26 protein-coding genes and 1 pseudogene are annotated in these 24,185 nt (G+C 36.1%); 23 read left to right on the top strand and 4 right to left on the bottom strand.

Translation table 11 applies throughout. The features are described 5' to 3' along the window. Window position 1: 1 nt before the first annotated feature. The 7 genes from ABE34_RS20905 to ABE34_RS20875 all read left to right on the top strand — a co-directional run bounded on the left by ABE34_RS20905 (window position 2) and on the right by ABE34_RS20875 (window position 3,856). The gene (locus ABE34_RS20905; protein WP_197144373.1) at window positions 2–535 is read left to right on the top strand and encodes an SMI1/KNR4 family protein; all 534 of its coding nucleotides are present in this window, start codon (window positions 2–4) and stop codon (window positions 533–535) included. A gap of 37 nt (window positions 536–572) precedes the next feature. Further along, on the top strand, window positions 573–926 hold the full coding sequence (locus ABE34_RS20900) for an immunity 51 family protein (protein WP_197144372.1): 354 nt from the start codon (window positions 573–575) through the stop codon (window positions 924–926). 107 nt (window positions 927–1,033) lie between these two features. Next, window positions 1,034–1,921, top strand: a complete 888-nt coding sequence (locus tag ABE34_RS20895; RefSeq protein ID WP_197144371.1) for a hypothetical protein — start codon at window positions 1,034–1,036, stop codon at window positions 1,919–1,921. Between the two features lie 22 nt (window positions 1,922–1,943). Then, entirely contained in the window at window positions 1,944–2,315 is a 372-nt protein-coding gene (locus tag ABE34_RS20890) for an SMI1/KNR4 family protein (RefSeq protein ID WP_197144407.1), read from the top strand. A 109-nt stretch (window positions 2,316–2,424) separates the two neighbouring features. Next, window positions 2,425–2,679, top strand: coding sequence for a DUF7660 family protein (locus tag ABE34_RS20885; protein ID WP_197144370.1), 255 nt, complete (start codon window positions 2,425–2,427; stop codon window positions 2,677–2,679). 216 nt (window positions 2,680–2,895) lie between these two features. Beyond that, a complete protein-coding gene (locus tag ABE34_RS20880; protein WP_197144369.1) occupies window positions 2,896–3,510 on the top strand; it encodes an Imm43 family immunity protein in 615 nt (204 codons plus the stop codon). 67 nt (window positions 3,511–3,577) lie between these two features. Next, complete coding sequence (locus ABE34_RS20875) at window positions 3,578–3,856, top strand: DUF1450 domain-containing protein (RefSeq protein ID WP_197144368.1); 279 nt, start codon at window positions 3,578–3,580, stop codon at window positions 3,854–3,856. Between the two features lie 73 nt (window positions 3,857–3,929). On the opposite strand, the gene namA is transcribed toward ABE34_RS20875, so the two are convergent. Together namA and proC are read right to left on the bottom strand one after the other, a co-directional pair. Further along, window positions 3,930–4,940: an NADPH dehydrogenase NamA gene (gene namA / locus ABE34_RS20870; protein WP_197144406.1), complete on the bottom strand. Its 1,011-nt coding sequence runs from the start codon at window positions 4,938–4,940 to the stop codon at window positions 3,930–3,932. 46 nt (window positions 4,941–4,986) lie between these two features. Then, the gene (proC, locus tag ABE34_RS20865) at window positions 4,987–5,793 is read right to left on the bottom strand and encodes a pyrroline-5-carboxylate reductase (RefSeq protein WP_197144367.1); all 807 of its coding nucleotides are present in this window, start codon (window positions 5,791–5,793) and stop codon (window positions 4,987–4,989) included. Window positions 5,794–6,320: 527 nt separating this feature from the next. Between proC and ABE34_RS20860 the strand changes: the two genes are divergently transcribed. The 13 genes from ABE34_RS20860 (at window position 6,321) to ABE34_RS20800 (ending at window position 19,810) form a co-directional block, all read left to right on the top strand. Next, the gene (locus ABE34_RS20860) at window positions 6,321–7,268 is read left to right on the top strand and encodes an MBL fold metallo-hydrolase (RefSeq protein ID WP_197144366.1); all 948 of its coding nucleotides are present in this window, start codon (window positions 6,321–6,323) and stop codon (window positions 7,266–7,268) included. A gap of 8 nt (window positions 7,269–7,276) precedes the next feature. Beyond that, window positions 7,277–8,032, top strand: coding sequence for an SDR family NAD(P)-dependent oxidoreductase (locus ABE34_RS20855; RefSeq protein ID WP_197144365.1), 756 nt, complete (start codon window positions 7,277–7,279; stop codon window positions 8,030–8,032). 129 nt (window positions 8,033–8,161) lie between these two features. Further along, the gene (locus ABE34_RS20850) at window positions 8,162–8,614 is read left to right on the top strand and encodes a MarR family winged helix-turn-helix transcriptional regulator (protein WP_197144364.1); all 453 of its coding nucleotides are present in this window, start codon (window positions 8,162–8,164) and stop codon (window positions 8,612–8,614) included. Then, window positions 8,601–9,944: a serine hydrolase domain-containing protein gene (locus ABE34_RS20845; RefSeq protein WP_197144363.1), complete on the top strand. Its 1,344-nt coding sequence runs from the start codon at window positions 8,601–8,603 to the stop codon at window positions 9,942–9,944. Before ABE34_RS20850 ends, ABE34_RS20845 begins: the two co-directional genes overlap by 14 nt. A 626-nt stretch (window positions 9,945–10,570) precedes the next feature. Next, entirely contained in the window at window positions 10,571–11,761 is a 1,191-nt protein-coding gene (locus ABE34_RS20840; RefSeq protein ID WP_197144362.1) for an argininosuccinate synthase, read from the top strand. 86 nt (window positions 11,762–11,847) lie between these two features. After that, the gene (gene argH / locus ABE34_RS20835) at window positions 11,848–13,221 is read left to right on the top strand and encodes an argininosuccinate lyase (protein WP_197144361.1); all 1,374 of its coding nucleotides are present in this window, start codon (window positions 11,848–11,850) and stop codon (window positions 13,219–13,221) included. A 211-nt stretch (window positions 13,222–13,432) separates the two neighbouring features. Beyond that, a complete protein-coding gene (locus ABE34_RS20830; protein WP_197144360.1) occupies window positions 13,433–13,807 on the top strand; it encodes a carboxymuconolactone decarboxylase family protein in 375 nt (124 codons plus the stop codon). 756 nt (window positions 13,808–14,563) lie between these two features. Next, entirely contained in the window at window positions 14,564–14,941 is a 378-nt protein-coding gene (locus tag ABE34_RS20825) for a GntR family transcriptional regulator (protein ID WP_197144359.1), read from the top strand. Window positions 14,942–14,948: 7 nt separating this feature from the next. Next, window positions 14,949–16,025, top strand: coding sequence for a DUF1648 domain-containing protein (locus ABE34_RS20820; RefSeq protein ID WP_197144358.1), 1,077 nt, complete (start codon window positions 14,949–14,951; stop codon window positions 16,023–16,025). Between the two features lie 12 nt (window positions 16,026–16,037). Beyond that, window positions 16,038–17,339 (top strand): alpha/beta hydrolase, encoded by a 1,302-nt coding sequence (locus tag ABE34_RS20815; protein WP_197144357.1) that lies wholly within the window; start codon window positions 16,038–16,040, stop codon window positions 17,337–17,339. A gap of 434 nt (window positions 17,340–17,773) precedes the next feature. Further along, the gene (locus ABE34_RS20810; protein WP_197144356.1) at window positions 17,774–18,622 is read left to right on the top strand and encodes a MerR family transcriptional regulator; all 849 of its coding nucleotides are present in this window, start codon (window positions 17,774–17,776) and stop codon (window positions 18,620–18,622) included. 86 nt (window positions 18,623–18,708) lie between these two features. Continuing rightward, on the top strand, window positions 18,709–18,894 hold the full coding sequence (locus tag ABE34_RS20805; RefSeq protein WP_197144355.1) for a hypothetical protein: 186 nt from the start codon (window positions 18,709–18,711) through the stop codon (window positions 18,892–18,894). Next, the gene (locus tag ABE34_RS20800) at window positions 18,854–19,810 is read left to right on the top strand and encodes a C45 family autoproteolytic acyltransferase/hydolase (protein ID WP_197144354.1); all 957 of its coding nucleotides are present in this window, start codon (window positions 18,854–18,856) and stop codon (window positions 19,808–19,810) included. The genes ABE34_RS20805 and ABE34_RS20800 overlap by 41 nt, the downstream gene beginning before the upstream one ends. Window positions 19,811–20,121: 311 nt before the next feature. Here ABE34_RS20800 and ABE34_RS20795 read toward each other — a convergent pair whose 3' ends face one another. Continuing rightward, window positions 20,122–20,511: a hypothetical protein gene (locus tag ABE34_RS20795; protein ID WP_197144353.1), complete on the bottom strand. Its 390-nt coding sequence runs from the start codon at window positions 20,509–20,511 to the stop codon at window positions 20,122–20,124. A 555-nt stretch (window positions 20,512–21,066) separates the two neighbouring features. On the opposite strand from ABE34_RS20795, the pseudogene ABE34_RS20790 reads away from it, so the two are divergent. Further along, window positions 21,067–21,548, top strand: a pseudogene (locus ABE34_RS20790) (bclA protein); the annotation flags it as partial. 307 nt (window positions 21,549–21,855) lie between these two features. Here the strand turns inward: ABE34_RS20790 and ABE34_RS20785 are convergent. Beyond that, window positions 21,856–22,443: a hypothetical protein gene (locus ABE34_RS20785; protein ID WP_197144352.1), complete on the bottom strand. Its 588-nt coding sequence runs from the start codon at window positions 22,441–22,443 to the stop codon at window positions 21,856–21,858. A 271-nt stretch (window positions 22,444–22,714) separates the two neighbouring features. Here ABE34_RS20785 and ABE34_RS20780 point away from each other — a divergent pair, with 271 nt between their 5' ends. Together ABE34_RS20780 and ABE34_RS20775 are read left to right on the top strand one after the other, a co-directional pair. Continuing rightward, window positions 22,715–23,437 (top strand): ATP-binding cassette domain-containing protein, encoded by a 723-nt coding sequence (locus ABE34_RS20780; RefSeq protein WP_197144351.1) that lies wholly within the window; start codon window positions 22,715–22,717, stop codon window positions 23,435–23,437. Beyond that, a complete protein-coding gene (locus ABE34_RS20775) occupies window positions 23,434–24,183 on the top strand; it encodes an ABC transporter permease (protein ID WP_197144350.1) in 750 nt (249 codons plus the stop codon). The genes ABE34_RS20780 and ABE34_RS20775 overlap by 4 nt, the downstream gene beginning before the upstream one ends. Window positions 24,184–24,185 lie beyond the last annotated feature (2 nt).

Below are 24,185 nucleotides of genomic sequence, written 5' to 3'. Positions count from 1 at the left end.
AATGAACAATAATAATAAAGGTATCATTAATGAATTTCTAAAAAAAGATATTTTATTTGAAAATTCTTGGGAAGGGATATCGGCTTCCCAGATAAACGAAATTGTATCTGACGAGTTTCCAGGGAAAAAAGATTTTATAGAGTTCTATCTTTTTAAAAATGGAGGAGTGTTTACTAACGGGGCATATATTTACCCTGATCATTTTTATGAACTATCCACCGATTATTTTTCGATAGAAATTGGGGGTTTTTTTCATATTCCTTTAATCGATGATGAAGATGATTCTTATTACACAATGTCCATTGAAAGAGCAAAAGATAGAAGGGTTGATTATTCTGAGGAGTTCGAGAACTTCGCTCTATTTCATATCCCTTTTGCAGATAATCATGCGGATAAAGATTTTTGGATTGATATCCAAACAGGAGAAATAAAATATATGGATTACGAAGAAAGCTATGACCCTGATGATGCAATTGTTGTAGCTCCTTCATTTTTGGAATTTTGCGAACACACACAACCTAAACATAGGGAATAGATGCATACTAATTAAATTTTTTTAGTGGAGGGTTAAAATGAATTTTATTAATGATAAACAGATAATAGCTCCGTTTTTCTGGGTGGACCGTAGTAGTAGCTCGGCGTCATTTTGTTTAAATGTTGGGGAATATAAGCAAGAGATTTTTGATACACGATCTGATGAGGGATTTGAAGGAGGAGGTTATGATTGGGAATCTTTGGCGATTGTCTTTCTTGACGAAAAAATGCCTGAATTAAAAGGTATTGTCAAATTTGATTCCGAAGCTAGCATGTTTTGTGCTTATTCCTCTGATAAAAAAGCATTAGAGAAGTTTGCTATTTCATTTAAAAATACATGTGAAGATGAATCTACTATTACGGATTTATTTTCTCGTGCCGAATTGGATTAAAGGTGTTTTTTTCAGAGTGTTTGCGAAACCTGCACCATTTTCACTTTCTGAAGCCCGAGATATATTTAGAGTTCTATAGAGATGCTAGATAAAATGGGGTGTAAATAATGAGGAACTATGCATTTAATGATAGTATTGGCTTTTTTGAGATTGACCCACTTTCTCTTGAGGAAGGAATACAGATTGCTGAGAAGGAAAATCACCATTCAATTCGAATCCGTAATTTGAATCTGGCAACAGATTTGAAATGTCACTTAGATTTTTCATCTTTTAACAACAAAACATTTATCAATAAATTACGGTTTAGCGGTAATTTTAAATTATCCAAGTATCAAAATATTGAAGCATTATCTACATTATGTAATCTTACAGAAGTCACTCTATCTCAGCCAATAAAGCTTGATTTGAACTATTTTAAGAAATTAGAGGAGGTTGTTGTTGGAAAAGATTACTTTCTAAACTTAGACAAACTAGTAAATTTAAAAAGTTTATACGCAATTAAATATATTAAACCAGATTGTAAAGAGTTTTGTTCACTAAAATCATTAGAATTTTTGCGTCTTGACACCTCGACTAAGCTAATTTCTTTGACTGGAATAGAGGATTTAGATTCCTTGAAATGGTGTTGGCTCCAGTATTTAAATAATCTAGAAGATGCACAAGCTCTTAGTAAACTAAAAGGACTTGAAAGACTCCAAATTGAAAAATGTAAAAAACTTACTGATCTAACATTTTTGGCAGGGAATAGTACCATAAAAGAATTACAGGTTTCAGATGTTGATTCTCTTGAATTTGTGAAATCTATGAAAAATTTGCATAAAATAAATTTTTGGAATTGTAAAAGTGGAGATTTATCACCATTGTTAGAAAGTCCATCACTAAGAGAGGTTGCATTTCATCCTGAAAAGAGACATTACTCTCACAAAAAAGATGAAATCAATAAGTTGTTACAAGAAGGAAGTCTACTTAATGAAATTTTCATTTTTTTAAGATAACCCTGGTCTTCAGTTTTCCAAAATAAAAAGTAATGAAGTTGAACGAGTGGAAGATGAACTAGGTATTGTTTTTCCAAAAGAACTAAAGCTATTTTTGACGGAGATCGGTTATGGGTCTTTTGTGGGCGAAGAAGAGCTTGACGAAAATTGTGTATTGAGTCCTGCATCAATTAGGGATTTTCGGTTAAGACAAGGTTTTTTTGATGCTTACCCAAGCTATGATGAAGAAAGTAAATTAGTCTTCTTTATTGGATGGGAATCAGTGTCTTTTTCAATCGGATTAACGGATGGAGATCAAAATGCTGTCTATGATAACGAAAGAAAGATTGCAAACTCTCTTGAGGAATTTTTATTTAAGATTATCGAAGATCCCGAATACTACCAACAGGATTAGTGCGAAAGGATAAAAATGGCGTGAAAATATTGCCGTTGTGTATCGTAATAAGCTGTTTTTAATTCAAATAGAACGCAGCCCTAAAGCTAAAATAGAAAGGTGATAATATATGGAAATATATGAAAAAATCGAACAAGTAACTACAAAGGATGAATTTTTAGAATTTTTAAATATGCTTTCAAAGGATTTCAAACTTAATGTAGACGAATGGGAAAATAAATCTATTAATTACTATCTTGAAGCAATTGAATCATGGATAGAGGATATGGAGGGCTACTATATGAATAGTGGTTTACCCGTACCAAATAACATTGATTGGAATTTCTTAGCTACCATATTTTATGTCGGTAAGATCTATGAATAACAATATGCTTTAACAATCAATGTAATTTTAATATATGTGAGAATTGGAGTTTTTTTGTATAGTTATTGTTTATTCCTCTTCTGGGACGACACGAGGACCAAAACAGCTAGCAGTCTTGAGCTGAGAGAATGTATGAAAGAAAATTATTTCTGAAAAAATTATAACTAAAACCTTGAGTGGTAGATTAACTTAAATGAAAGGAAGGGCGTTTTAAATATGGGAAATACATATGCGATTTTTAAAAAAGAAGGTATTTTTTGTCCTACTTACCTAGAAGGGATTATGCATACAGAATTTTTTGAAAAAGATCCTTTTGAAGCAAGGGACTCCGATGCTGGGGAATGGAGGAACTCAAGAAATATTGTGACAGAGCTACCAGAGGAAATATGGTTTGTTTCAAAAGATATAAAATATGATTTTGATTTAAGATGTGAGGATGGTGGATTTTTTGTATCGTTAGAATTTCTAAACCTATTACAGAAATTTGGAATTAACAATTTTCAATACACTAAAGTATATATGGTGAACAAGCATAAAGAAAGCATATCTTCAAAGGATTACTTTTATGTGCGATTTTTTGATAAGTTAGAAGATGTGATAGATATGGAGAAATCAAATATTGAATTTTATAGGCAAAATGGACGTATTAAAAAAATATGGGATTTACAATTGAAAGGTACAATTACTTTTCCTGAAGTGTTTCTAATTAATAATATTAGACTATACAGCGTGATGTTTTGTTCAGAAGAATTTAAAAAAGAGGCTGAAAAACTTAGATTGAAGGGAATTACCTTTGTCCCCTCAAATGAAGCTGATGTGTATAAGCCTTAGTATTATAGCGATTATTTTTCAGGAAAGTTTGAAAACTTTTGTTTGAAAGAGTAGGGAAGATCAAAGAATGGTATTTTCTCTTTTTAAGAAAAACACAGAGCCACAGCAATTGAAAAATAGAGTAGAGTTTTGCATTACTAACTTATCCCTAGGTGCAGCAGAGGCCTATGATGTACTAGTTGAAAGATACGATATTGAAATTGAGGAATCCGGCTGTACATCAGATTGTGAAATTTGTGAGCAAGCAATCTTCGCCATCGTCAATGGAGAAGTCGTCACTGCAGATGATGTAGAGACGTTATTTAAGGCAATTGATGAAGAAATTACACAGAATCCTCTTTATTGAATGAAAACAGCTTGTTAACATAAATCAACAAGCTGTTTTTGCATTATAGTGAGTAGTGGCTATCCCGTTATTTTTACCAGCCGCGTACGTATTGCACTGGAGGTGTAATGTCTTCTCCTAATTCCTTGGCAGCATGAAGTGGCCAATAGGGCTCGCGCAGAAGAACGCGTGCTAGGAAAATTAAGTCTGCACGGCTGTTTTGTAAAATTTCCTCTGCTTGAATGGCTGTCGTAATAAGGCCGACTGTGCCTGTTGGAATATCAGCACCATGTTTAATCGCCTCTGAATGAGGTACCTGATAGCCTGGGAAAACATTAATGTCTGCCTGAACGACACCTCCTGTAGAAACATCGACTAAATCAACGCCCTGTGATTTCATCCAACGACTGAAGACGATAAAGTCATCCATTGTTGTACCATCTTCTACATAGTCTTCAGCGGAAACACGCACGAGTAAAGGACCTTCCCAAACACTGCGAATAGCATCGATGACTTGACGTAGCAATCGATAACGATTTTCTTGAGAACCACCGTATTGGTCATTACGTTTATTCGTTGCTGGTGATAAAAATTCACTAATTAAATAGCCATGTGCACCATGGATTTCGAGAACATCAAAGCCTGCTTTAGCTGCTCGGACAGCTGCTTGTTTAAAAGCTTCTACAACATACTCAATGTCTTCTAATGTCATCTCAGTAGGCGTTTTATATGCATCGCTAAATGCAATAGCTGACGGTGCGAATATTTCACCATCTACAGTTGCTTTACGTCCCGCGTGACCAAGCTGTATGCCAGTTTTTGCTCCGTATGCATTCATTCCTTGAACTAATTGACGCAAACCTTCGATATGAGCATCATCCCAAATTCCGAGGTCGTTACTAGATATACGACCTTCTGGTACAACACCTGTAGCTTCGACGATAATTAAACCAACTTGGCCAGCAGCCCGCGTTGCATAATGTACTTGATGGAATGGTGTGACAAGCCCATCATCCTGCGCCGAGTACATACACATCGGTGCCATCACAACACGATTTTTTAATGAAATAGTTTGTAATTGATAAGGTTCGAATAATTTAGCCAACATAAAGCCCCCTAATCCCTAGTGATATGCTTTTATTTTGCACCCATTATTTACTATTTGCAAGTGAACGAGATCGAGCTTCTGCTTCTTTAATACATGCTTCTATCGCTTCATTAAATTGATATTGTTCAAGAGCCTTAATTCCAGCTTCTGTTGTACCGCCTGGACTTGTTACTTTACGCCGTAATACATCAGGTTCTTCGACGGATTGCTTTAGCATTTCTGCAGTACCAGCAAGCGTTTGCGTCATTAATAGTCGTACTGTATCCTTAGAAAGACCGACCTTTGTACCAACTCGTTCAAATGCCTCCATTAAATAATAAATATAAGCTGGACCACTCCCTGAAAGTGCCGTTACAGCGTGTAATTGATCCTCTTCCACCTCAATAACTGAACCAACCGCCTCTAAAAGCTGTAAGAACATGGAGCGCTGTTCTGAAGTCACTTTGTCATTAAATGCAATTCCACTTGCAGACATCCCAATAGTAGCGGAAGTATTAGGCATAACGCGTGCGACTGGGCGAGCCCCTAAATGTTCTATAATAGTCGCAATACCGATACCGGCTAAAATAGAAAGAACGGCTGACTGTTCTGTAATTTTAGGCTTTAGCTCACGCATCGCTGCAATGGCATCTTTAGGCTTCATCGCTAAAATAATTAAATCAGCTTGCTGGTAAATATCGTGGTCAAAATTGCAATTTACGCCATATGTGTCGTGTAAAAAATGTAAGCGGTCTTTGTCTGAGCGATTGGTGACGTAAATTTCTTGCGCTGTAAATACTTTTTCTTTTATCCAACCCTGAATCAAGGCTTCCGCCATAGAGCCTGCACCTATAAATAGTATTTTTTTCATGATAAAACCTCCAGTTTATAGTCAATTTCGCCTTGGCGTAACTGTAGCTGCCACTTCGCTTGCGCTACAGAAAACTTCTGCCGCAGCCGCTTTGCTTTAGCGCAGGACATTTGTAGCTGCCGCTTCGCTTTCGCTACTAAAAAATTTGCTGAATGAAGATAAAAAAAGCGCTCTCGTCCTTATAAAGAAGGACGAAAACGCTGTAGTTTCCGCGGTACCACCTTTGTTTGCCAATTGGCACAACTCATAGCCCTTTTATCGCAAGGGAGACGGTTATGTTTTCATAACTGCTCAGAAGTAGGTTCGGTAATGGGAGTGGGTGATGTTACTTTCAGCAAATGTAACACTCTCTATGACACCTTCACCAATTACGTACTTGGCTTCATCAACGCATAAAAATAATTAGATTATTCAAAATTATATTGGTAAGACGTCAACCTGTCAACAGGAGGGTGACGAAAAGAAGAAAAACTTGTAAAATAGAATGAATCGGTGTTCACTAGTTGCATAAAAGGGGGAAACAGCTTTTGTCTACATACAAAATAGAAATACCAACACCCTATGATGTAGGAGATGTAAATGCATTTGTTGTCAAAGGCGATGCATTGACAATTTTTGATGTTGGTCCAAAAACAATGGAAGCCTATGATGCGCTAAAATGGGGAATTCGCGCAGCGGGCTTTGATATGCGAGATATTGAACAGGTTGTGTTAACCCATCATCATCCAGATCATGCAGGTTGGGTGGATGCCTTTCCAAACGCAGAAATATTAGGGCATGCCTATAACGATAAATGGCTTCGTCATGACGAAGATTTTTTACGTTACCATGTGCAGTTTTACAGTGAACGCTTATTTGAGCACGGTGTTCCTCAACAATATATCCAGCCGAGTGTACATGTCCGACGTGAAATAGAGCTTGTAGGTGAACGACCATTAACACAAATTCTTAACGATGGGGATGAAGTGCCAGGACATCCTGGATTAAAGGCTATTGAAACATTAGGACACGCACAAAGTCACTTAATCTTCTGGGATGAGAAAACGTACCATGTAATTGGTGGAGATTTATTGCTTGAAAAAATAACACCAAATCCGTTAATTGAGCCACCACTAGACCGTACATTAGGACGTACGAAATCGTTACTACAATATAATGAATCGTTAGAAATATTACGACGATTACCAGTTAAAACAATGTATACAGGACATGGGGCAGAGTTGCACAATATTCCTGATTTAATTGATAAACGATTAGAACGCCAGCATCAGCAAGCTTTGAAGGTTTGCGAATTATTTGGTGATGAATCATTAACCGCTGTACAAGTAACGAAGCGCTTTTACCCAGCAATTTTTCAACGTCAGCTTGGTCTGACACTGTCTAAAACGCTCGGTTATTTAGATTACTTAGAGGCCAACAATTTGATTACATCTACAAAATCTGAAGAAGGTATTTATTTATTTCATAGAAAGTAGGTGTAAACATGAGCGTGAATAAAAAGACTATCTTCGTGACCGGTGCAACAAGTGGTGTTGGACTGAAAATAACAGAATTATTAGTAGCCCAAGGCCATTCTGTTTATGCGACAGGACGCAATACAGTGGCATTGAAAGCATTAGAACGCGTAGGGGCAAACGTGATTCAAGGAGATTTAACTGATTTAGCTACTATCGATGAAGTATGTGCACAGCTACCACCTCTCGATGTAGCTATTTTATCTGCTGGGGTAGGTAAATTCGGTATTGCACCTGAATTAACAGATGAAGCGATTAGACAAATGGTAAAGCTAAATGTTAGTGTACCGATGTATTTAGCAAAACGTCTAGCAGCACCTATGATACAACGTCAGCAAGGTCAGCTTATCTTCATCGGCTCGCAGGCAGGAAAGGTAGCGACACCTAAGGCAAGTGTTTATGCTGCTACCAAGCATGCAATTGTTGGCTTTACAAATGGGCTTCGTATGGAACTAGCTCCGTATAATGTGAAAGTCACAGCGATACATCCAGGTCCAATCGATACACCTTTTTTAGACAAGGCGAGTGATGAAAGTGGCTATCGAGAGTCTTTAGGGAAATTTTTATTAACAGCTGAAGAAGTGGCACAAGCTACGATAAAAACAATCGAGCGACCTGTGAGAGAGGTTAATTTACCACGGATCATGGGGTTAACAAGCAAGCTATATGCAATGGCACCTGCAACCGTCGAATTTTTAGGAAAATCATATTTTAATAAAAAGTAAGTAATTAACTGTAGGCATTCTCAAGTGAAAATTGAGTGTGTTTACAGTTTTTTTTAAATACCTTTTTATTGACAAAATAATTTATGTTGATTAACATTTAAGTTAACTAAAATGTTAAGGCTGGTAAAGATGACTAATATAAAGCAAATTGTTAATGACATTAATCAATATACTTATGAAATGAATGTAAAATTAGCGAAGGCTCAAGAAGCTCTATTTAAAGATGATTTATCGATGAAACAAACGATGGTAATCGATTTTGTACATAAGCATAAAAAGTGTACAATGGGCGAAATCGCTCACTTCATGGAAATCTCCCCGAGTGCTGTGAGTCAAATAGTAACGAGACTTGAAAAAGAAAACTACCTAAAACGCGATATTAATCCTAACAATCGTCGGGAAGTGGTTGTCATGTTAGCTGAAAACGGAGAGGCGTATTTTCATCGTGATGAGCAAATTAATGAACTCATTATTGATAAAATTTATAGCAAAATGCCTGTGGAAGATTTAGAACAATTGCGTTGCTTAATCCAGCGCCTAAATCTAATTGTTGAGGAGGAAATTTCAAATGGATTGGAATAAAGTGAAAGAACAGCTTAACGATACGTTTAATGGTACTGTGCTGCTCGCACAAGATGAGACGATTTTATTACAAGGTGCCTATGGTGAAGCCTCGATTCAAACACACGAACCTATGGAACTCCATCAACGTTTTAATTTAGCTTCTGTATCAAAGCCGATTACAGCATTGGGAATTTTACTTTTAGTACAAGAAAAAAAATTAACATTTGATGATGATATTAACCAATGGTTCGAGCATTTACCTTACACAAATATAACTGTACGCCACTTATTACACCATACATCAGGTTTGCCTGATTATATGGCATTGTTTTCAAATTGGTATGAAACTACAGTTGCTACAAATGAAGACGTGCTGCAACTATTAACTCAACATGCGCCACCTCGACTTTTTGAAGCAGGAGAACGAATGGAGTACAGCAATACCGGATATGTCTTATTAGCTCTTTTAATCGAGCGTGTGACCAATAAAACTTATACTGAATATATGGAAGAAGCTATTTTTAAACCGCTAAAGATGATGAACACAACTGTAACATCAACTACTTTTACTGAACAATATAGGAATGAAATTGCACAGGGCTATGTGTTTGATGTGTATGCTGGACAGTATGTGGACCCTTCGGAATTTGAGGAAACGAAAGGTACTACTTGTTTGAATTATATTACTGGTGATGGCGGGATCTATTCAACAGTAGAGGACTTATGGAAATTAGGGTGTGCTGTTATTCAGTCACAACTTTGGGATGAAGCTTTACTTGTGCAAGCCTTTAAGCCCTCAACTCTTACAGCGGAACAACCTTTTTCTTACGGGATGGGTTGGATTATATCCGAGGATGAACACCTTGGGAAATGTATATGGCACAATGGTGGTTGGCCAGGTTATGCAACTACATTTAAAATTTACCCGCAGTCTAAGACAATCTTTGTATTTTTACGCAGTAAAGAGCAAGAATTGGATTATGAAATAGCGATCGGTGAAGCAATTGAAAAAGCAATAACGACACATGAGTTCCATTTGCCGAAAAAGCCTGAGCAATATAAAGCTATGCATTTACCAGCCAACGTTTTATGGGGCTATGTAGGGAAATACCAACTTCAAGAACATCCTGAACATGCAGTGGAAATAACGTTACAAGAGGATAATCGTTTATACATTTTCCTACCAGCTACAATGCCACTTGAGTTACATGCGATAAAAGAAGATGAATTTTTCTTACGTGGTATCGGAGTTCTAGTAACGATAAAGCAAGACATTTTAACAGTTATCAATGAAGGTCAAAAAACAATCGCTAGAAAAATAAACGACCACGTGTTTAAAGGGGAATAACATATTTTGTTTACAAAGAAAGATAGTTTAAAATTTCTTCCTAATCATTTGTAGGTCAAACTTGGAGTGAAAAATCAACCTTTGCCTATTTATACACATAAATTAATATGTATCCTTTTGTTGTCATGAGAACTCATTTTACACAGTGGGTTCTTTTTTAATAGCGTTAAAAGCAAAGAATATAGAGACATGTAAGAATATACATGCTATGTGAAGCGGTTGATTGGAGTGGAGGATGGGTGACTCCTCGGGGATCAGCGTCACAGATGAGACCCTTGAGCGAGCACCGCGAGTGAAGCGGCTCATCGGACGCCCCCAGGAAAGCGCCCAGCCGGAACGGAAATCACCCCCTCGTTTTGCCGAATAGCCATTTACCTATCCCGAAATTTATACTATATACATTCATGTTGCGAGTAAAAAATCGTTTTTCCGAGTAAAAATATTCATCGTTTGTACAAGCACTTAAAGTATTGGAATGACACACTTTTTACAATAAACATAAAAGTCTATTAATTTATAAAAATACACTTGTTTTTATTTTTATAACATGATACTATTCGTGTATAAACTTTTAATTGAATGTATAAACATACATATCTTATAGATTAATTGGAGGCGCATTTTTTATGGCAAATAAAAAAGTAGTATTAGCATATTCAGGAGGTCTTGATACTTCTGTAGCAATTCCGTGGTTAAAAGAACAAGGTTGGGACGTTATTGCAGTGTGCCTTGACGTTGGTGAAGGTAAGGACCTTGAATTCGTAAAAAATAAAGCTCTTCAAGTAGGAGCAATTGAATCATATATGGTAGATGCGAAAGATGAATTCGCTGAAGGATATGCATTAATTTCGTTACAAGCGCATACTTGGTACGAACAAAAATATCCGTTAGTATCGGCACTTTCTCGTCCATTAATTTCAAAAAAATTAGTGGAAATTGCGAATCAAGTAGGAGCGGACGCAGTAGCTCATGGTTGCACAGGTAAAGGGAATGACCAAGTTCGTTTCGAAGTTTCTATCAAAGCGTTAAATCCAGACTTAGAAGTATTAGCTCCTGTACGTGAGTGGGGCTGGAGCCGTGATGAGGAAATCGAATATGCCATGAAACATAATGTGCCGATTCCTGCAACGTTAGATTCACCATTCTCTATTGACCAAAACTTATGGGGTCGTGCAAATGAAGCGGGCGTAATGGAAGATCCATGGGTATCTCCACCTGAAGAAGCATACGGTTTAACAGTTTCTGTGGAAAATGCTCCAGATGAAGCGGAATATGTAGAACTTGAATTCGTTGCTGGTAAGCCAGTAGCTTTAAACGGTAAAGAAATGAAGCTTGCTGATTTAATTCAAGAGCTAAATGCAGTAGCTGGTGCACATGGTGTTGGTCGTATCGATCACGTAGAAAACCGATTAGTTGGTATTAAATCTCGTGAAGTTTATGAAATTCCAGGAGCAAAAGTGTTATTAACAGCTCATAAAGAGCTTGAAGACTTAACACTTGTAAAAGAGTTAGCACACTTTAAGCCTGTCATTGAGAAAAAATTATCGGAATTAATTTATGATGGTTTATGGTTCTCTCCATTACGTGTAGCACTGGAATCATTCCTTGCTGAATCACAAAAATTTGTGAACGGAACTGTGCGCGTGAAACTTTATAAAGGTCATGCGATTGTGGAAGGACGTAAATCTCCAAATTCACTTTATAGTGAAAAGCTAGCAACATACTCAAAAGAAGACCAATTCAACCATGCTTCAGCAGTAGGCTTCATCGAACTATGGGGTCTGCCAACAGTAGTTAACTCTTCTGTAAATAAATAAAAACTAATTTTGACAAGCAAGGTGTAGGATAGCTTTGTGCTGTGCTACACCTTTTCAAAAAGATACTTAGGAAAAGGTGAGCTGTTATGACAAAACTTTGGGGCGGACGTTTCCAAAAATCAGCAGAAGCATGGGTGGACGAGTTCGGCGCATCGATTGGCTTTGACCAACAGCTTGTTCTAGAAGACCTTGAAGGTAGCGTAGCACATGTTACGATGCTTGGCGCAACAGGAATTTTACCAGCAGGTGACGTAGAGGCAATTCTCGGTGGACTTGCACAATTACAAGAAAAAGCGATCGCAGGGGAGCTTGAATTTACAGTTGCTAATGAAGATATTCACTTGAATCTGGAAAAAATGCTCATTGATTTAATTGGTCCTGTAGGTGGTAAGCTTCACACAGGCCGTAGCCGAAATGACCAAGTAGCAACAGATATGCATATTTTCATGAAAAAACGTGTGAAGGAAGCAATCGGTTTAATAGAGACATTCCAAAAGACATTGCTAGAAAAGGCAGAGGAGCATGTGGAAACCATTGCTCCAGGCTATACACATTTACAACGTGCACAGCCAATCTCATTTGCGCATCACTTAATGGCGTATTTCTGGATGTTAGAACGTGATAAACAACGTTTTATGGAGTCACTCAAACGTATCGATATTCTGCCTTTAGGTGCAGGTGCCATGGCGGGGACAACTTTCCCAATCGACCGCTTAAAATCCGCTGAGCTTTTAGGCTTTAGTGAGGTTTATGCGAACTCTATGGATGCAGTAAGTGATCGTGATTTTATCGTTGAATTTTTAAGTAATTCATCTTTATTAATGGCCCATTTATCTCGTTTTGCAGAGGAAATTATTTTGTGGTCGACAGATGAATTCAAATTTATCGAACTAGATGATGCCTTCTCAACAGGTTCTTCTATTATGCCACAAAAGAAAAATCCTGATATGGCGGAGTTAATTCGTGGGAAAACAGGGCGTGTATATGGTAATTTAATGGGCTTATTAACGGTACTTAAAGGAACACCGTTAACATATAACAAAGATATGCAGGAAGATAAAGAAGGTATGTTCGATACAGTCCATACAATTCTTGGTTCTCTAAAAATCTTTGAAGGTATGATTCGCACGATGACTGTCAATACAGAGCGTTTGCACCAGGCAGTACACTCTGACTTCTCTAATGCTACGGAGCTTGCAGATTATCTAGCAACAAAAGGTATGCCTTTCCGTGAAGCACATGAAGTGACAGGAAAACTTGTATTCACATGTATTCAAAAGGGCACCTACTTATTAGATTTACCGCTTGAAGACATGAAAAAAGAAAGTGAACTTATCGAAGCGGATATTTACGATGTATTAGCACCTGAAGCTGCCGTTCGTCGTCGTCATTCATTAGGTGGTACAGGATTTGATCAAGTAATCATCCAAATCGAAAAGGCAAAATCTTGTCTTACGTAATAATTATTTTAGCGTGCATGTCCTTGTGACTTTGCATAGATATTCATTAAAGCTGTCCAGTGAGGCACTATGATAAACCATTTTCCTTTTTCGTTAGAGCCAGAGGGTGAAACGTAAAAGAGCCCCTTACATAAGTGAAGGACAATCCCCAATTCTGGAGACGCAGAATTGGGGTTTTTGTGTAATGAAATGATGATGCGAGGTATTTTCAATGAATGAGCGTTTTACAAAGGGGTACGAAACAATTAAAAAGTATGTCACAAAGGAAGAAGCGGCAAGAATGATTGAGGCGGATGCACTAGCTGACATCGCACCAGATTTACGCAAAATGATTTTTGAATTTGCTTATGGGGATGTTTATTCACGATCAGGGCTAGAAGCAAAAAGCTGTGCACTTGTTGTCATTACAGCAGTAGTAACTCAAGGTGCTGCTCCACAAACAAAAACTCATACTAAGCGTGGTTTACATGCAGGTTTGACTCAAACAGAAATTGGGGAAGCACTATTACAATTATCGCCTTACATAGTTTTTCCGCGTGTGCTAAATGCTTTAACTTATTTCAGCGGATGTCCAAACACCCGCTGAAATAGAGGAACTCAGGCTAAGAACGCCACGTCCTGTGGCAACGACTGAGTGACCAACGTCGGTGTTGGCCAAGCCTCCGGCGAATGTCAAGGAATCGCACAGTGGATGTTAGCCTAAAATCATCGCATCCATGCGATAACGGCTAACTGACCTGCGGCGTGCAGGCCTAAGCACAAAGCCGATTCTGGACACAATTATGCCGAGACATAATTGATCTATAGCGCAACAGGTCTTTAGAGAAGAAGCGTCAAATTTCTTGGCGTTTTATGCTATCTTAAGGAACTTTAATAAAAGCACGTATTACATGAATAAACACCTGAGAAACGGTTCATATTAAGAGCGGAACTACTTATTAATCTAAAATGATTAGGAGGATGTAGAATGAGTAATAGTCAAACACCCAAAGACCAGGAATCTCAGGAAAGTCCGCCACAACTGTATAGGGTGAACTTCTAAAATCTTAAGGAAAAGGTGAGGCAGAGGATATTCTGTTTTGCTGTATCTTAAGAAGAAGCAAAAACCGATACAGATCAAATCAATAGAAAAAATAAGTGTTCTTGGATCCAGAATTTTTCTGGGTCCTTTTTTTATTTCGTATTCATTGCCATAAAGCCAAATATGTGAAGAATAGAGGGGGTGAAGAAGAAGCAATGATTAATCACTTTATAGAAAAATTTGACTTTTTCAGAAAACTGTATTACTCTGAGTATGACAGATTTCTGTTTGGTGAAAAGCAATACAGATTGGAGGGGTAAGATGCATATTCATTTAGATCCAAGCAGTGAATTACAGCTCTATAAACAGTTAGCGAATCAATTAATTGAGTTCATTGCTAAGGGAGAGCTAAAAAATGGTGATACATTACCTTCAGTTCGTTCAATGGCTTCGGATTTAGGGATTAATGTCAGTACAGTAAGTAAGAGCTATCACGAACTCGAAGAAAAAGGGTTAATCGAATTAAAGCCGAAAGCAAAGGCTCTCGTTATCGGTGGTCAAAAAAAAGAATTGGAAGAGATGGAAGTTGAAAAAGTAGAAAATGCATTAAAACCAATTATGGCTGAGGCTCTTGCACGTGGTCTCGAAAAAGATCAGATGACAAGTCTGTTTCATCGAATTCTAAAACAATGGAAGTAGGGAAAATATGCTTTTTATAATAAGCATCTTCATCTTTGTAGGCGTACTGGAAACATTAACACCTTTTTTATCTAGAAAAACAACAGTGTTTGGTGTTTCAATTCCTGAGCCCTATGTGCAACATCAGAAATTACAAATGTTTAAAAAGCACTATAGTATGCTGGTAGGGGGCATAGCAGTTGCATTTCTTATAGGCCAAATTTTACTACTATTGACGCCCATTCAGGAAGAGAAATTTGTTTTACTATCCTTTATCTTACTATATGTCATGCTTCTCATATCAGCTTTTCTTTATATGTTTTATCATATAAAAACAAAAAAACTAAAAAAAGAAAATTGGGAAGCACATGTCAAAACTGTTTATGTGACGGATTTATCTATACGTGATAGAGATGAAGCACTCTCACCTACATTTTTCGCATTACCGATTATTGTCACTTTAGCGATGATTACCTTTACCTATATGAATTACAATGCCATCCCAGATGTAATTGCAACCCGTTGGAATGCAGCAGGTGAGGTAGACGGTTGGACTGAAAAAACATGGATCTCAGTAATAGTAATGCCACTTATTTTACTAGTGACACAAATTTGCTTTTTCATCATGAGTTTTGGAATGAAAAGTGCCAAAATACAATTGAGCGCACAAGCGAAAGAAGCTTCAGCTAATAGAGAGCTTAAACAGCGTAAATATGGCAGCTGGTGCTTAGCGGCGATTAATTATAGTATGACCATTCTTCTTGGTGTTTTTCATTACACAACAGTTATTTTAAAAAATCAAACAGCACCTTACTTTTTCCCTCTTATTATTGTTTTTATGATCGTTTCTTTAGGAGGGTTTATCCTCTTTATTTGGAAGTCAAGTGAAAATAATGAGCGCTTTGATGATTTACATTCAAATGAAACAGCTGCAGCGGATGATCGATACTGGAAATGGGGTATTTTTTACATCAATAAAAATGACCCTTCATTATTAGTGCAAAAGAAATACGGTGTTGGTTGGACTGCAAATTTGGCGAATAAATGGTGCTATATCACATTACTTGTAATGTTTTTACCAATCTTGTTAGTAACTTACATATAGAGGGGGGAATTTATGAAAAAACTATTATTTTTATGTTGTGCACTTTTATTATTAGCAGCATGCACTCAGAAGGAAGACAACACAAAAGGGAAAGAGACGAAAGGGGACAATAAAATGAATGAACAGCTAGTAGGAAAATGGGAAGGGAATCTTGTGATACCAAACGGAGCACTGCCAATTACGCCAATTATTGTTGAGTTGCAGAAAGATAGCGGGAAATTATCAGTACCAGCACAAGGATTATCCAATTATCCATTTAAAAGCATTAAATACAATGGTGATCAAGTAAATGTATCAATCAACTTCAATGGCTCGGCTATTGAAATTAACGGCACATTAAAAGATGGGCAGATTGAAGCAACGTTTCAACAAAAAGATGGCAAACTCCCACTTGTCTTAAAACCATACAAAGAACAACCCGAACAACCAGTTACGTATGAAAAGTTACAGATTCCAGTTAAAGATGGTGAGTTAACAGTGGCCCTTCAAAAGGCTAGCAAGGAGCCATCTCCAGTTGCACTTATCCTAGCAGGCTCTGGTCCAACTGATAAGGATGGAAATTCAGTCATAGTTGGTAAAAATAATAGCTTAAAAATGATTGCAGAAGGATTAGCAAAAGACGGTATTGCTACGGTTCGCTATGATAAACGAGGAGTTGGCGATAATCAATCCCTTGTAACAAAGGAAGAGAATATGACTATTGACCAATTCGTAGATGACGCAGTTCAAGTAATCAATACCCTTTTAGCTGACAAAGCTTATTCAAGCATTCATATTATTGGACATAGCGAAGGCTCATTGATCGGTTTACTAGCATCACAAAAAGCAAATGTAGAATCCTTTGTTTCTATAGCAGGTGCTGGAAGACCAGCTGATGAAATTTTATTAGAGCAACTTAAAGGTCAAATAATACCAGAACAGCAAAAAGAATTAACTGATATTCTTACATCCTTGAAAAAAGGAGAGCTAGTGAAGAACCTTTCTCCAAATTTCCAAGAACTATTCCGTTCTTCCGTTCAACCGTATCTGATTTCATGGTTAAAATATAACCCTGCTAGTGAGATAGCAAAAGTGAAGAGCCGAGTTTTAATTCTTCAAGGTACAACTGACTTACAAGTAGTTGCGACTGATGCGGAAGCGTTAAAGAAAAGTAAACCAGATGCCGACCTTGAATATTTGGACGGAATGAATCATATATTAAAAAATGTTCCAGCTGATCGTGCGAAGAATTTTGCGACGTATTCAGACCCATTAGTACCACTTCACAAAAAATTGCTGCCAGCCATCCAGCAATTTATTCTAAATGAAAAGTAGAGATTAATCATCATGTAATTGTTTGGTTGATCATAATGAAAGTGAATACCCGCGGAAGCAGGGTAAATCCGTGGGAACAAGGTAATGCTCTTAAGAAACAAAATAGAATATAACGAAAAAAGTATGCACAAATTATGAGCATACTTTTTTCCCTTTTTAGGCATCCTTTCACCTTTTGTTTTAGAGCAAGTTGTCACTGATAGTTATTAAAACATATACCATGTTTAAATGTTGATTAGAATAAAAGATGATTTGATGAGATAAAGAGCAGGGTGATTCACCGGACGCCTAAAACAACCTCACGTACATCAAATTTGAAACAATTACTACAATTTTATCGTACAATAACTATGCAAGGAGAGGTGTATTTCATTCATTTAAGGTGAATGAAATAGCACGATAAATCGAAACTAAATTGAAAAGAAGGTGTTCTTATGTATAGCATTGGGAAATTTTCGAATCTGTGTAATGTCCCAGTAAAAACCATTCGTTACTATAGCGATATTGGATTACTCGAGCCATCTTTTATAGATGAAGTGACCGGCTATCGTTATTATGATTACGATAAAATGAAAGAACTGAATACTATTCAGGTTCTAAAAGATTGTCATTTTTCATTAAAAGAAATTGAACAGGTTATAAAAGGGGAAAATAATCAGCAAGATTTAGAGCTAAGATTACATAAAAAAGTTCAGGAATTAGAGCACCAACAAGAAATAATCGCTGATCAAATTCAAAATATTGTCCAAGTAAAAAATTCTATTAAGAACGCTGAGACATTTAATCTAAAGCCAACATTATCAAGTTGTTACATAGAAAAACGACCAGAAATACAGGTGCTTTTCATTCGGGAAAAAATCAATATTATTGAAATGGACAGGCTAGTACAAAAATTATTTGAACGAATTTATGCCTATCAATTAGAGGTAGAAGGGAAGCTTACTGCAATTTTTCATCAACAGGACAGGAAGCAAAATGTAGCGGATGTTGAACTACTGTTACCAGTAAAAGCAACTCACCCGGCAAATTATATTAAACTAATACCAGAAGGCAGTTATGCTTGTATAAATGTAAAGGGACCGTATTCAGAGTTGAATTATGGCTATAGATGCTTGCAAGAATGGTTGACGGGGCAATCCCTTGAGACAGAAGGGGTAATTATGGAGCAATACATAAAGGGTCTCATCCCATCCGAAGTAGTTAATCCAATTAATATTAGACCAAATATTGAGCTTCATCCAAATGATTTTTTGACAACAGTGTTTGTGAAAATAAGAAACTAGCTACACTCTCCAGTAAATGGAGACTTTATTCTGTAATTAGCAAGGTCACAACGTCTTGCTAGTAACATACAGAATGGAGTACATCAATGACAACAAATACAGGACAGTTTGCATTTCTTAAAGGTAGTTCGTATGAGATTGGACAACAAGTACGAGAATTTCAAAAAAACCCCTTTTGCGAAATCGCTATTCTTTACGGAAAAATTAACTTCGGACAAAGCATATTTTCAAATGAAAGCACAAATAGAGCAGTATTGCCCAAGTTTAAATAAAGAATTAGAAGGCTTTGCAGAAGGCTCTGGCTATGAGCCTGAACAACTAAATTTTTATCAAAATGCGTGGTTAATTCCTGGAGGGTGTAGTTTAGGGGCTATTTTACCTGGAAAAATGGCGGATGGTAAAACATATGTCATAAGAAATTATGATCTATCGCCCGATATTTCAGATATGCGTTTATGTACGACACTCGTCGAAGGGAAATATACTCATACAGGATTTTCTGTTTCTACATTCGGTCGGAGCGAAGGCTTAAATGAGAAGGGGCTATGTGTTGCGTATGCATCGTGTGGTATGCCCATTGGCAAGTATCCTGGTATGAGACCACCAGTAGTACCTGGGTTACAGTTTATGGTTATTGTCAGAGCTCTGTTAGAAAATTGTAAAAATGTAGAAGAAGCTATTTATATGGTAAACAATATGCCTGTAGGAACGAATTTGAATTTACTGATAGCTGATGCAAATGGTGACGCAGCCTTGATTGGAACATATGACGGGATAAAAGAAGTGAAACGTGCAGAACTAGATTATCTTATTGCCACTAACCATGGACTATTTTCTTCAATACAAAAAATGGAGCCGGGCAAGCTTGAGCATTCTCAATTAAGATATGATATTTTAGAGGGGAGATTTACGGAAAGTGGAAAAAGATCTGTTAAAGAAATCCAAGAACTTCTATTCACGGAGTTTCCTAAAGGACTATCTGTTCATAATTACAACGAAAGCTTTGGAACCGTGCATTCAATTTTGTTTAACCTTACTGACTTACAACTGGAATTTTCATTTGGCTCACCATTACAAAATCAGGTAAACAAGATAGAGGTCGGCGAAAACTTTGCAAAAACACAAATACCTGTTGGATTTACTAATAAAAGCTATGGAACGGAATTTTGGAAAATAATAAAATCCTAAAAAAAAGACTCTTTCTGGATGGTATTAGCCCCCTTTAAGTAGAGAATGTAAAAATAAGACTATAATTATAGTCAATTACATGTTCTATTTGAAGGGGGTTTTTCTTTAACGTACTATTCAAAATTTCTATGGATATTAAATAAGATGTATTAAATGTTGCTAGTGCATTGAGAGGCGTATTTGTAGGGGCGTATAGAAAGTCTGTAAAGCGTTTAGGAAGTAAATCGAAATTCATCATAAATAGAAGCAATGGTAAGTAGAGCGCGTCCAGTGAATTACTATAGTTGGTTAGGGGAAAGAGGATATTGTTTTTAAACAATATTAATTCCTGCGCTTGCATTACCTCTAAGCTCATAAATTACTGAATTTCCTGTTTTTGATGAGATATAAAATAACATTAATAATTGATCACCTGATGAAACTGGTACAGGCGAGATATTAGCTGATGCATAAGAAATTTCTCCTAGAACTGTACCAGTTAGAGGAGGATTTAAATCTACGCTGGCATTTGTAGCAGTATAAATATTACTCCCCTCAGGAGCACGAAAAATTTGAGCTCGGATTGTCGCAGTTCCATCCGAAATTTGCCCAGTAATTAAAGTAAATGTTGCTGAAATAGCTGTAATATTACCTTCACGTGGAACTGAGAAGGCTTCTATAAAAAATCCAGTTAAGTTTCTAGTATTACCTATAATAACCACATCATTTATAGCGGTACTAAATCCTATAAGACTAGCAGTTTTTATTAACTATAGATAGTGTATTTCCAGAGGAGAATGGAATTATTGAGCCAGTATTAGCATTAGAGGTGTTTCTATATTTTCCATCAATAGCATTAAATTTCCTTAAGATATTGCAATTTTTAAATGTTGATGATTCATTATTACACTCACAATTATTCATTTGATGGTTAGCTCCTTTTTGTCTTTATCCTATGTGGTTAAGAGTAGAGAAACAAAGGCTATAAACCACATTTACTGATATTTAACTAAATCAGAGCAATCGAACCTGATTCCGTTTTACTACTGCCTTAATGAGCATGATAGTTTTCCACAATCAATAGTACAATGTGAACCACCTATAAAGAATTAGGGTTTAATCCAATCTCATTAGTTCTTAAAAACATATTTTATAAGAATAGTAAATGTTGGGGTGAAATTATGACTGGAAAAAGGAAAATAGTTAGACAGCTTAATGAATGTTGTTCGTCTGCTAAAGAAACTATATGCCCTCCTCAAAATTTGCCTTGTTTGAGTCTTTGTGACTGCTGTGTTTTTCCACTTCAGTCCGTATTACAGCAACTTGTTGGGCAAATTGTTATTCTTGGGACTATTGCAGACGCACCTAATGTACCTCCTCTCCTTTTTTTATTCAAAATTGTTGAAGTGAATGATTTTTTAGTTACAGTTACAAATGGACGACAACTTATGTTGTAAATATTTCTGATGTAACGGGAGTAGGTTTTTTCCCACCAGGACCTACTATCAACTTGTTGCCACCTGTTGATTCTGGGTGCGAATGTGATTGTCGTGAACGACCAATTAGAAAATTGTTGAATACACTTATCGGTTCTACAGTGAATCTATTAGCAAGCAATGGTTCAACTGCAGTAGGCTTTAACGTGGAACAAACAGGTCTTGGTATTGTGTTAGGTACTTTACCAATAAGTCCTAACCATCCAATCTTTAGATTTGCAATTTCAACTTGCAAAATTGTAGCTGTAGGGCAGACTAATTGAATAATAAAAAGACCACTCGTGATGGTCTTACCCCTGTCAAATAGACATTTAAAATAGACTATGCAGCATTAGTCGATATTCAATAAGGGGATAAGACCATTGGTGAGAGGTCTTTTTTCTATGTTCTCGAAAGGTAGAAAACTGTAAGCGACAGAATTACACTCGCCAGTTCATCCTATTTTAACGTTCGGAGTTGACATTTACTAAAGCGTAGAAGCCAGGCTGGATCAATTTATACTATTTTTGGGGCTGAACGAGTTATATAGTGGCTATTTTTCTTAATGAATTCTCTTTTATACATACCTGTTTAATAACTTAATTCGTTCGTTACTACTTCGATAAATTTATCTCGATCTTGTGATTCAAAAATAGTAATCCCTTTATCTCTAGAAAGTTGTAGTACCTTTTGAATATTAGCTTCATCTTTCTCTATAAAGGCTTTTTCCACATATTTCAAATCCTGCAAGATATGATGAATAAATGTATCTCCTTCTCTTTTAATATCTATAGCAATAAAATTGAAAGATAATTTTGTTTTAGGTGTAATAATTGTATCAAATAAGTAGTTTAAAGCTTTAAAGGGGACATAAGGGATACCTTTTTTATATTCATATTTCTCTATAATAGGTAAAACCTTATCAATAAATTTTTGTATTTTATCAATATTGTAAAGCTTTGTATTTTCTAAATTATTCTTTTTAATAATTTGTTGTATTTTTTCATATTGCTTTTGTTCTAACAGTTCTTTCATATATAAAAGTTCCTTTTTGAATTTGACTCGTTCTTTTTTACTTAATTGTCGATGTTCAATAACAGCGTATTCGATTAGCTCCCATCTTATTTTCAGACCAAAATGAGGTTCTAAAAAATACTTAAGTTCTTCAAAATCGCGCACTTAGGTAACTCCCTTTAAGTTATTATTATTAATCGTGCAGGAAAAACAAGATAAAAATTTTTTGCCCTAACTGCTCTTCAAACATCTTTCATCAGAGCCATATTAAGATGATATTCCTTTATCTTTACTTAATTCCCAATAATTATTTATTTTGTATAAAAAATCATTTTATAGGAATATATAATTTCATTTCATTTTTTTAAAAATAAAATGAACCTTTTCCATTTGCCGTTTGTATAGTCAGTGAACAAAAAAATAAGGAGGGATTATTTTGGAGCTTATTGTGAAGGATATTGTGAAAAAATATGATGGTGTGAACGTATTGGATGGTGTGTCGGCCACATTTAAAATGGGGTATTGTTATTTATTATTAGGTCAGAATAGAGCAGGTAAATCAACATTATCAAAATGTATAGCGGGAGATGTAAAACCTGATGCAGGTACTATTGTATTCAATGAGGCGTCTCAACATGTACAAGAACAAGTTGCGCTGCAGTACCAATTTTTTTCAAGTTATCAGCATCTGAAAATTCGTGAAGTGATCACTCTTTTTACTAAATTGACGAACAATAAGGTTGATTTGGGAGAGCTATATGAAATATTAGGGTTACCGACTTATGACCACATCTTATTGAAAAATGCGTCAGGCGGTCAGCGAAAAGCAGTATCGATTTTCCTTTCTTTTTTATTAAACAAACCAATTATCATTTTAGATGAGCCGTTTGCTGATTTAGATTTAACGAAGAAAAAGCAATTGATGTTTTACTTACAGCATGAAATTCGTCAACGTAACAAAATGATCATCATTATTAGTCATGAGGTGGCAGGATTAGAATCGTTATTTGATTATGTAGTGATTTTAAAAGACGGAAAACTCATTGAAAATAACACACAGGATGAGCTTTATAGAAAATACGCAGAGGCGAAATTGCCGGGAATCGAAGGTCTCTACTATGAAGTGACAGGCCAAATTTTAGGAGGAAAAGCAGGATGATGAAACAAATTGCACGTATGTATATGTTAGAAAATATTCGTAGCCTAGGAATGACTATTGGAAATTTGTTACCAGCTTATATCTTTTTGGGTATATCATTTTTTGCTAAAAGCGCGATGACTGAAGAATCATTTAATTTTTTGATTAAAGGTCAGTTTTTACCGATTTCTATAATAATGCTAATCTTCTTCTTTTGTTTTTCTAGTGCTACAATCTATTTAACAGATATGAAAGCCAATAAAACCCTCCAATGGGTGCAACGTACAGGCATTAAGCCACACACTTACTTTATAGGAATGGGAATCGGTGTTTTTACTTTATTAAATCTATTCTTAGTGTTACTACTCATTGGCTACTCTTTTATTATTGATATTTCATTATCTTCATTTTTGCTAATTTTTTTAATGAGTAACTTTGTGTTACTGGCATTATATCCATTGAGTTTTATATTGGCTGGTATATTTAAAAATGAAAGAGTGGCCACAAGTATGTTGCAACCGATTATGTTGATATTTATGTTTTCAATACAAATGTCAACGATGTTTTTAACATTAGCGAAAAAAAACCCCCAGGATTATTTTATTTTCTTAATCTGGAACCCGATGCTTTATTTATTTGATAGCTTGCAAGTGTCTTTAAATTTAATAAGCGAAACTTGGCTTCCACAATATCAGTATTTTATGATTTTAACAGTTCTTAGCTTGGTGCTAGCAGCCATCGCTAAAAAAGTATATACAAGTAAGTAGGT

This window comes from Lysinibacillus sphaericus (assembly GCF_015844675.1).
Taxonomy (GTDB): Bacteria; Bacillota; Bacilli; order Bacillales_A; family Planococcaceae; genus Lysinibacillus; species Lysinibacillus sphaericus_E.
This window is presented reverse-complemented; position numbering and strand designations above follow the sequence as displayed.

Coding starts and splice junctions, on each gene's coding strand:
- ABE34_RS20900 (WP_197144372.1), top strand. CDS start 573: ATGAATTTTATTAATGATAAACAGATAATAGCTCCGTTTTTCTGGGTG.
- proC (WP_197144367.1), bottom strand. CDS start 5,793: ATGAAAAAAATACTATTTATAGGTGCAGGCTCTATGGCGGAAGCCTTG.
- ABE34_RS20880 (WP_197144369.1), top strand. CDS start 2,896: ATGGGAAATACATATGCGATTTTTAAAAAAGAAGGTATTTTTTGTCCT.
- ABE34_RS20805 (WP_197144355.1), top strand. CDS start 18,709: ATGACAACAAATACAGGACAGTTTGCATTTCTTAAAGGTAGTTCGTAT.
- ABE34_RS20845 (WP_197144363.1), top strand. CDS start 8,601: ATGGATTGGAATAAAGTGAAAGAACAGCTTAACGATACGTTTAATGGT.
- ABE34_RS20820 (WP_197144358.1), top strand. CDS start 14,949: ATGCTTTTTATAATAAGCATCTTCATCTTTGTAGGCGTACTGGAAACA.
- ABE34_RS20875 (WP_197144368.1), top strand. CDS start 3,578: ATGGTATTTTCTCTTTTTAAGAAAAACACAGAGCCACAGCAATTGAAA.
- ABE34_RS20905 (WP_197144373.1), top strand. CDS start 2: ATGAACAATAATAATAAAGGTATCATTAATGAATTTCTAAAAAAAGAT.
- ABE34_RS20850 (WP_197144364.1), top strand. CDS start 8,162: ATGACTAATATAAAGCAAATTGTTAATGACATTAATCAATATACTTAT.
- argH (WP_197144361.1), top strand. CDS start 11,848: ATGACAAAACTTTGGGGCGGACGTTTCCAAAAATCAGCAGAAGCATGG.
- ABE34_RS20840 (WP_197144362.1), top strand. CDS start 10,571: ATGGCAAATAAAAAAGTAGTATTAGCATATTCAGGAGGTCTTGATACT.
- ABE34_RS20895 (WP_197144371.1), top strand. CDS start 1,034: ATGAGGAACTATGCATTTAATGATAGTATTGGCTTTTTTGAGATTGAC.
- ABE34_RS20810 (WP_197144356.1), top strand. CDS start 17,774: ATGTATAGCATTGGGAAATTTTCGAATCTGTGTAATGTCCCAGTAAAA.
- ABE34_RS20885 (WP_197144370.1), top strand. CDS start 2,425: ATGGAAATATATGAAAAAATCGAACAAGTAACTACAAAGGATGAATTT.
- ABE34_RS20825 (WP_197144359.1), top strand. CDS start 14,564: ATGCATATTCATTTAGATCCAAGCAGTGAATTACAGCTCTATAAACAG.
- ABE34_RS20830 (WP_197144360.1), top strand. CDS start 13,433: ATGAATGAGCGTTTTACAAAGGGGTACGAAACAATTAAAAAGTATGTC.
- ABE34_RS20855 (WP_197144365.1), top strand. CDS start 7,277: ATGAGCGTGAATAAAAAGACTATCTTCGTGACCGGTGCAACAAGTGGT.
- ABE34_RS20775 (WP_197144350.1), top strand. CDS start 23,434: ATGATGAAACAAATTGCACGTATGTATATGTTAGAAAATATTCGTAGC.
- ABE34_RS20815 (WP_197144357.1), top strand. CDS start 16,038: ATGAAAAAACTATTATTTTTATGTTGTGCACTTTTATTATTAGCAGCA.
- ABE34_RS20800 (WP_197144354.1), top strand. CDS start 18,854: ATGAAAGCACAAATAGAGCAGTATTGCCCAAGTTTAAATAAAGAATTA.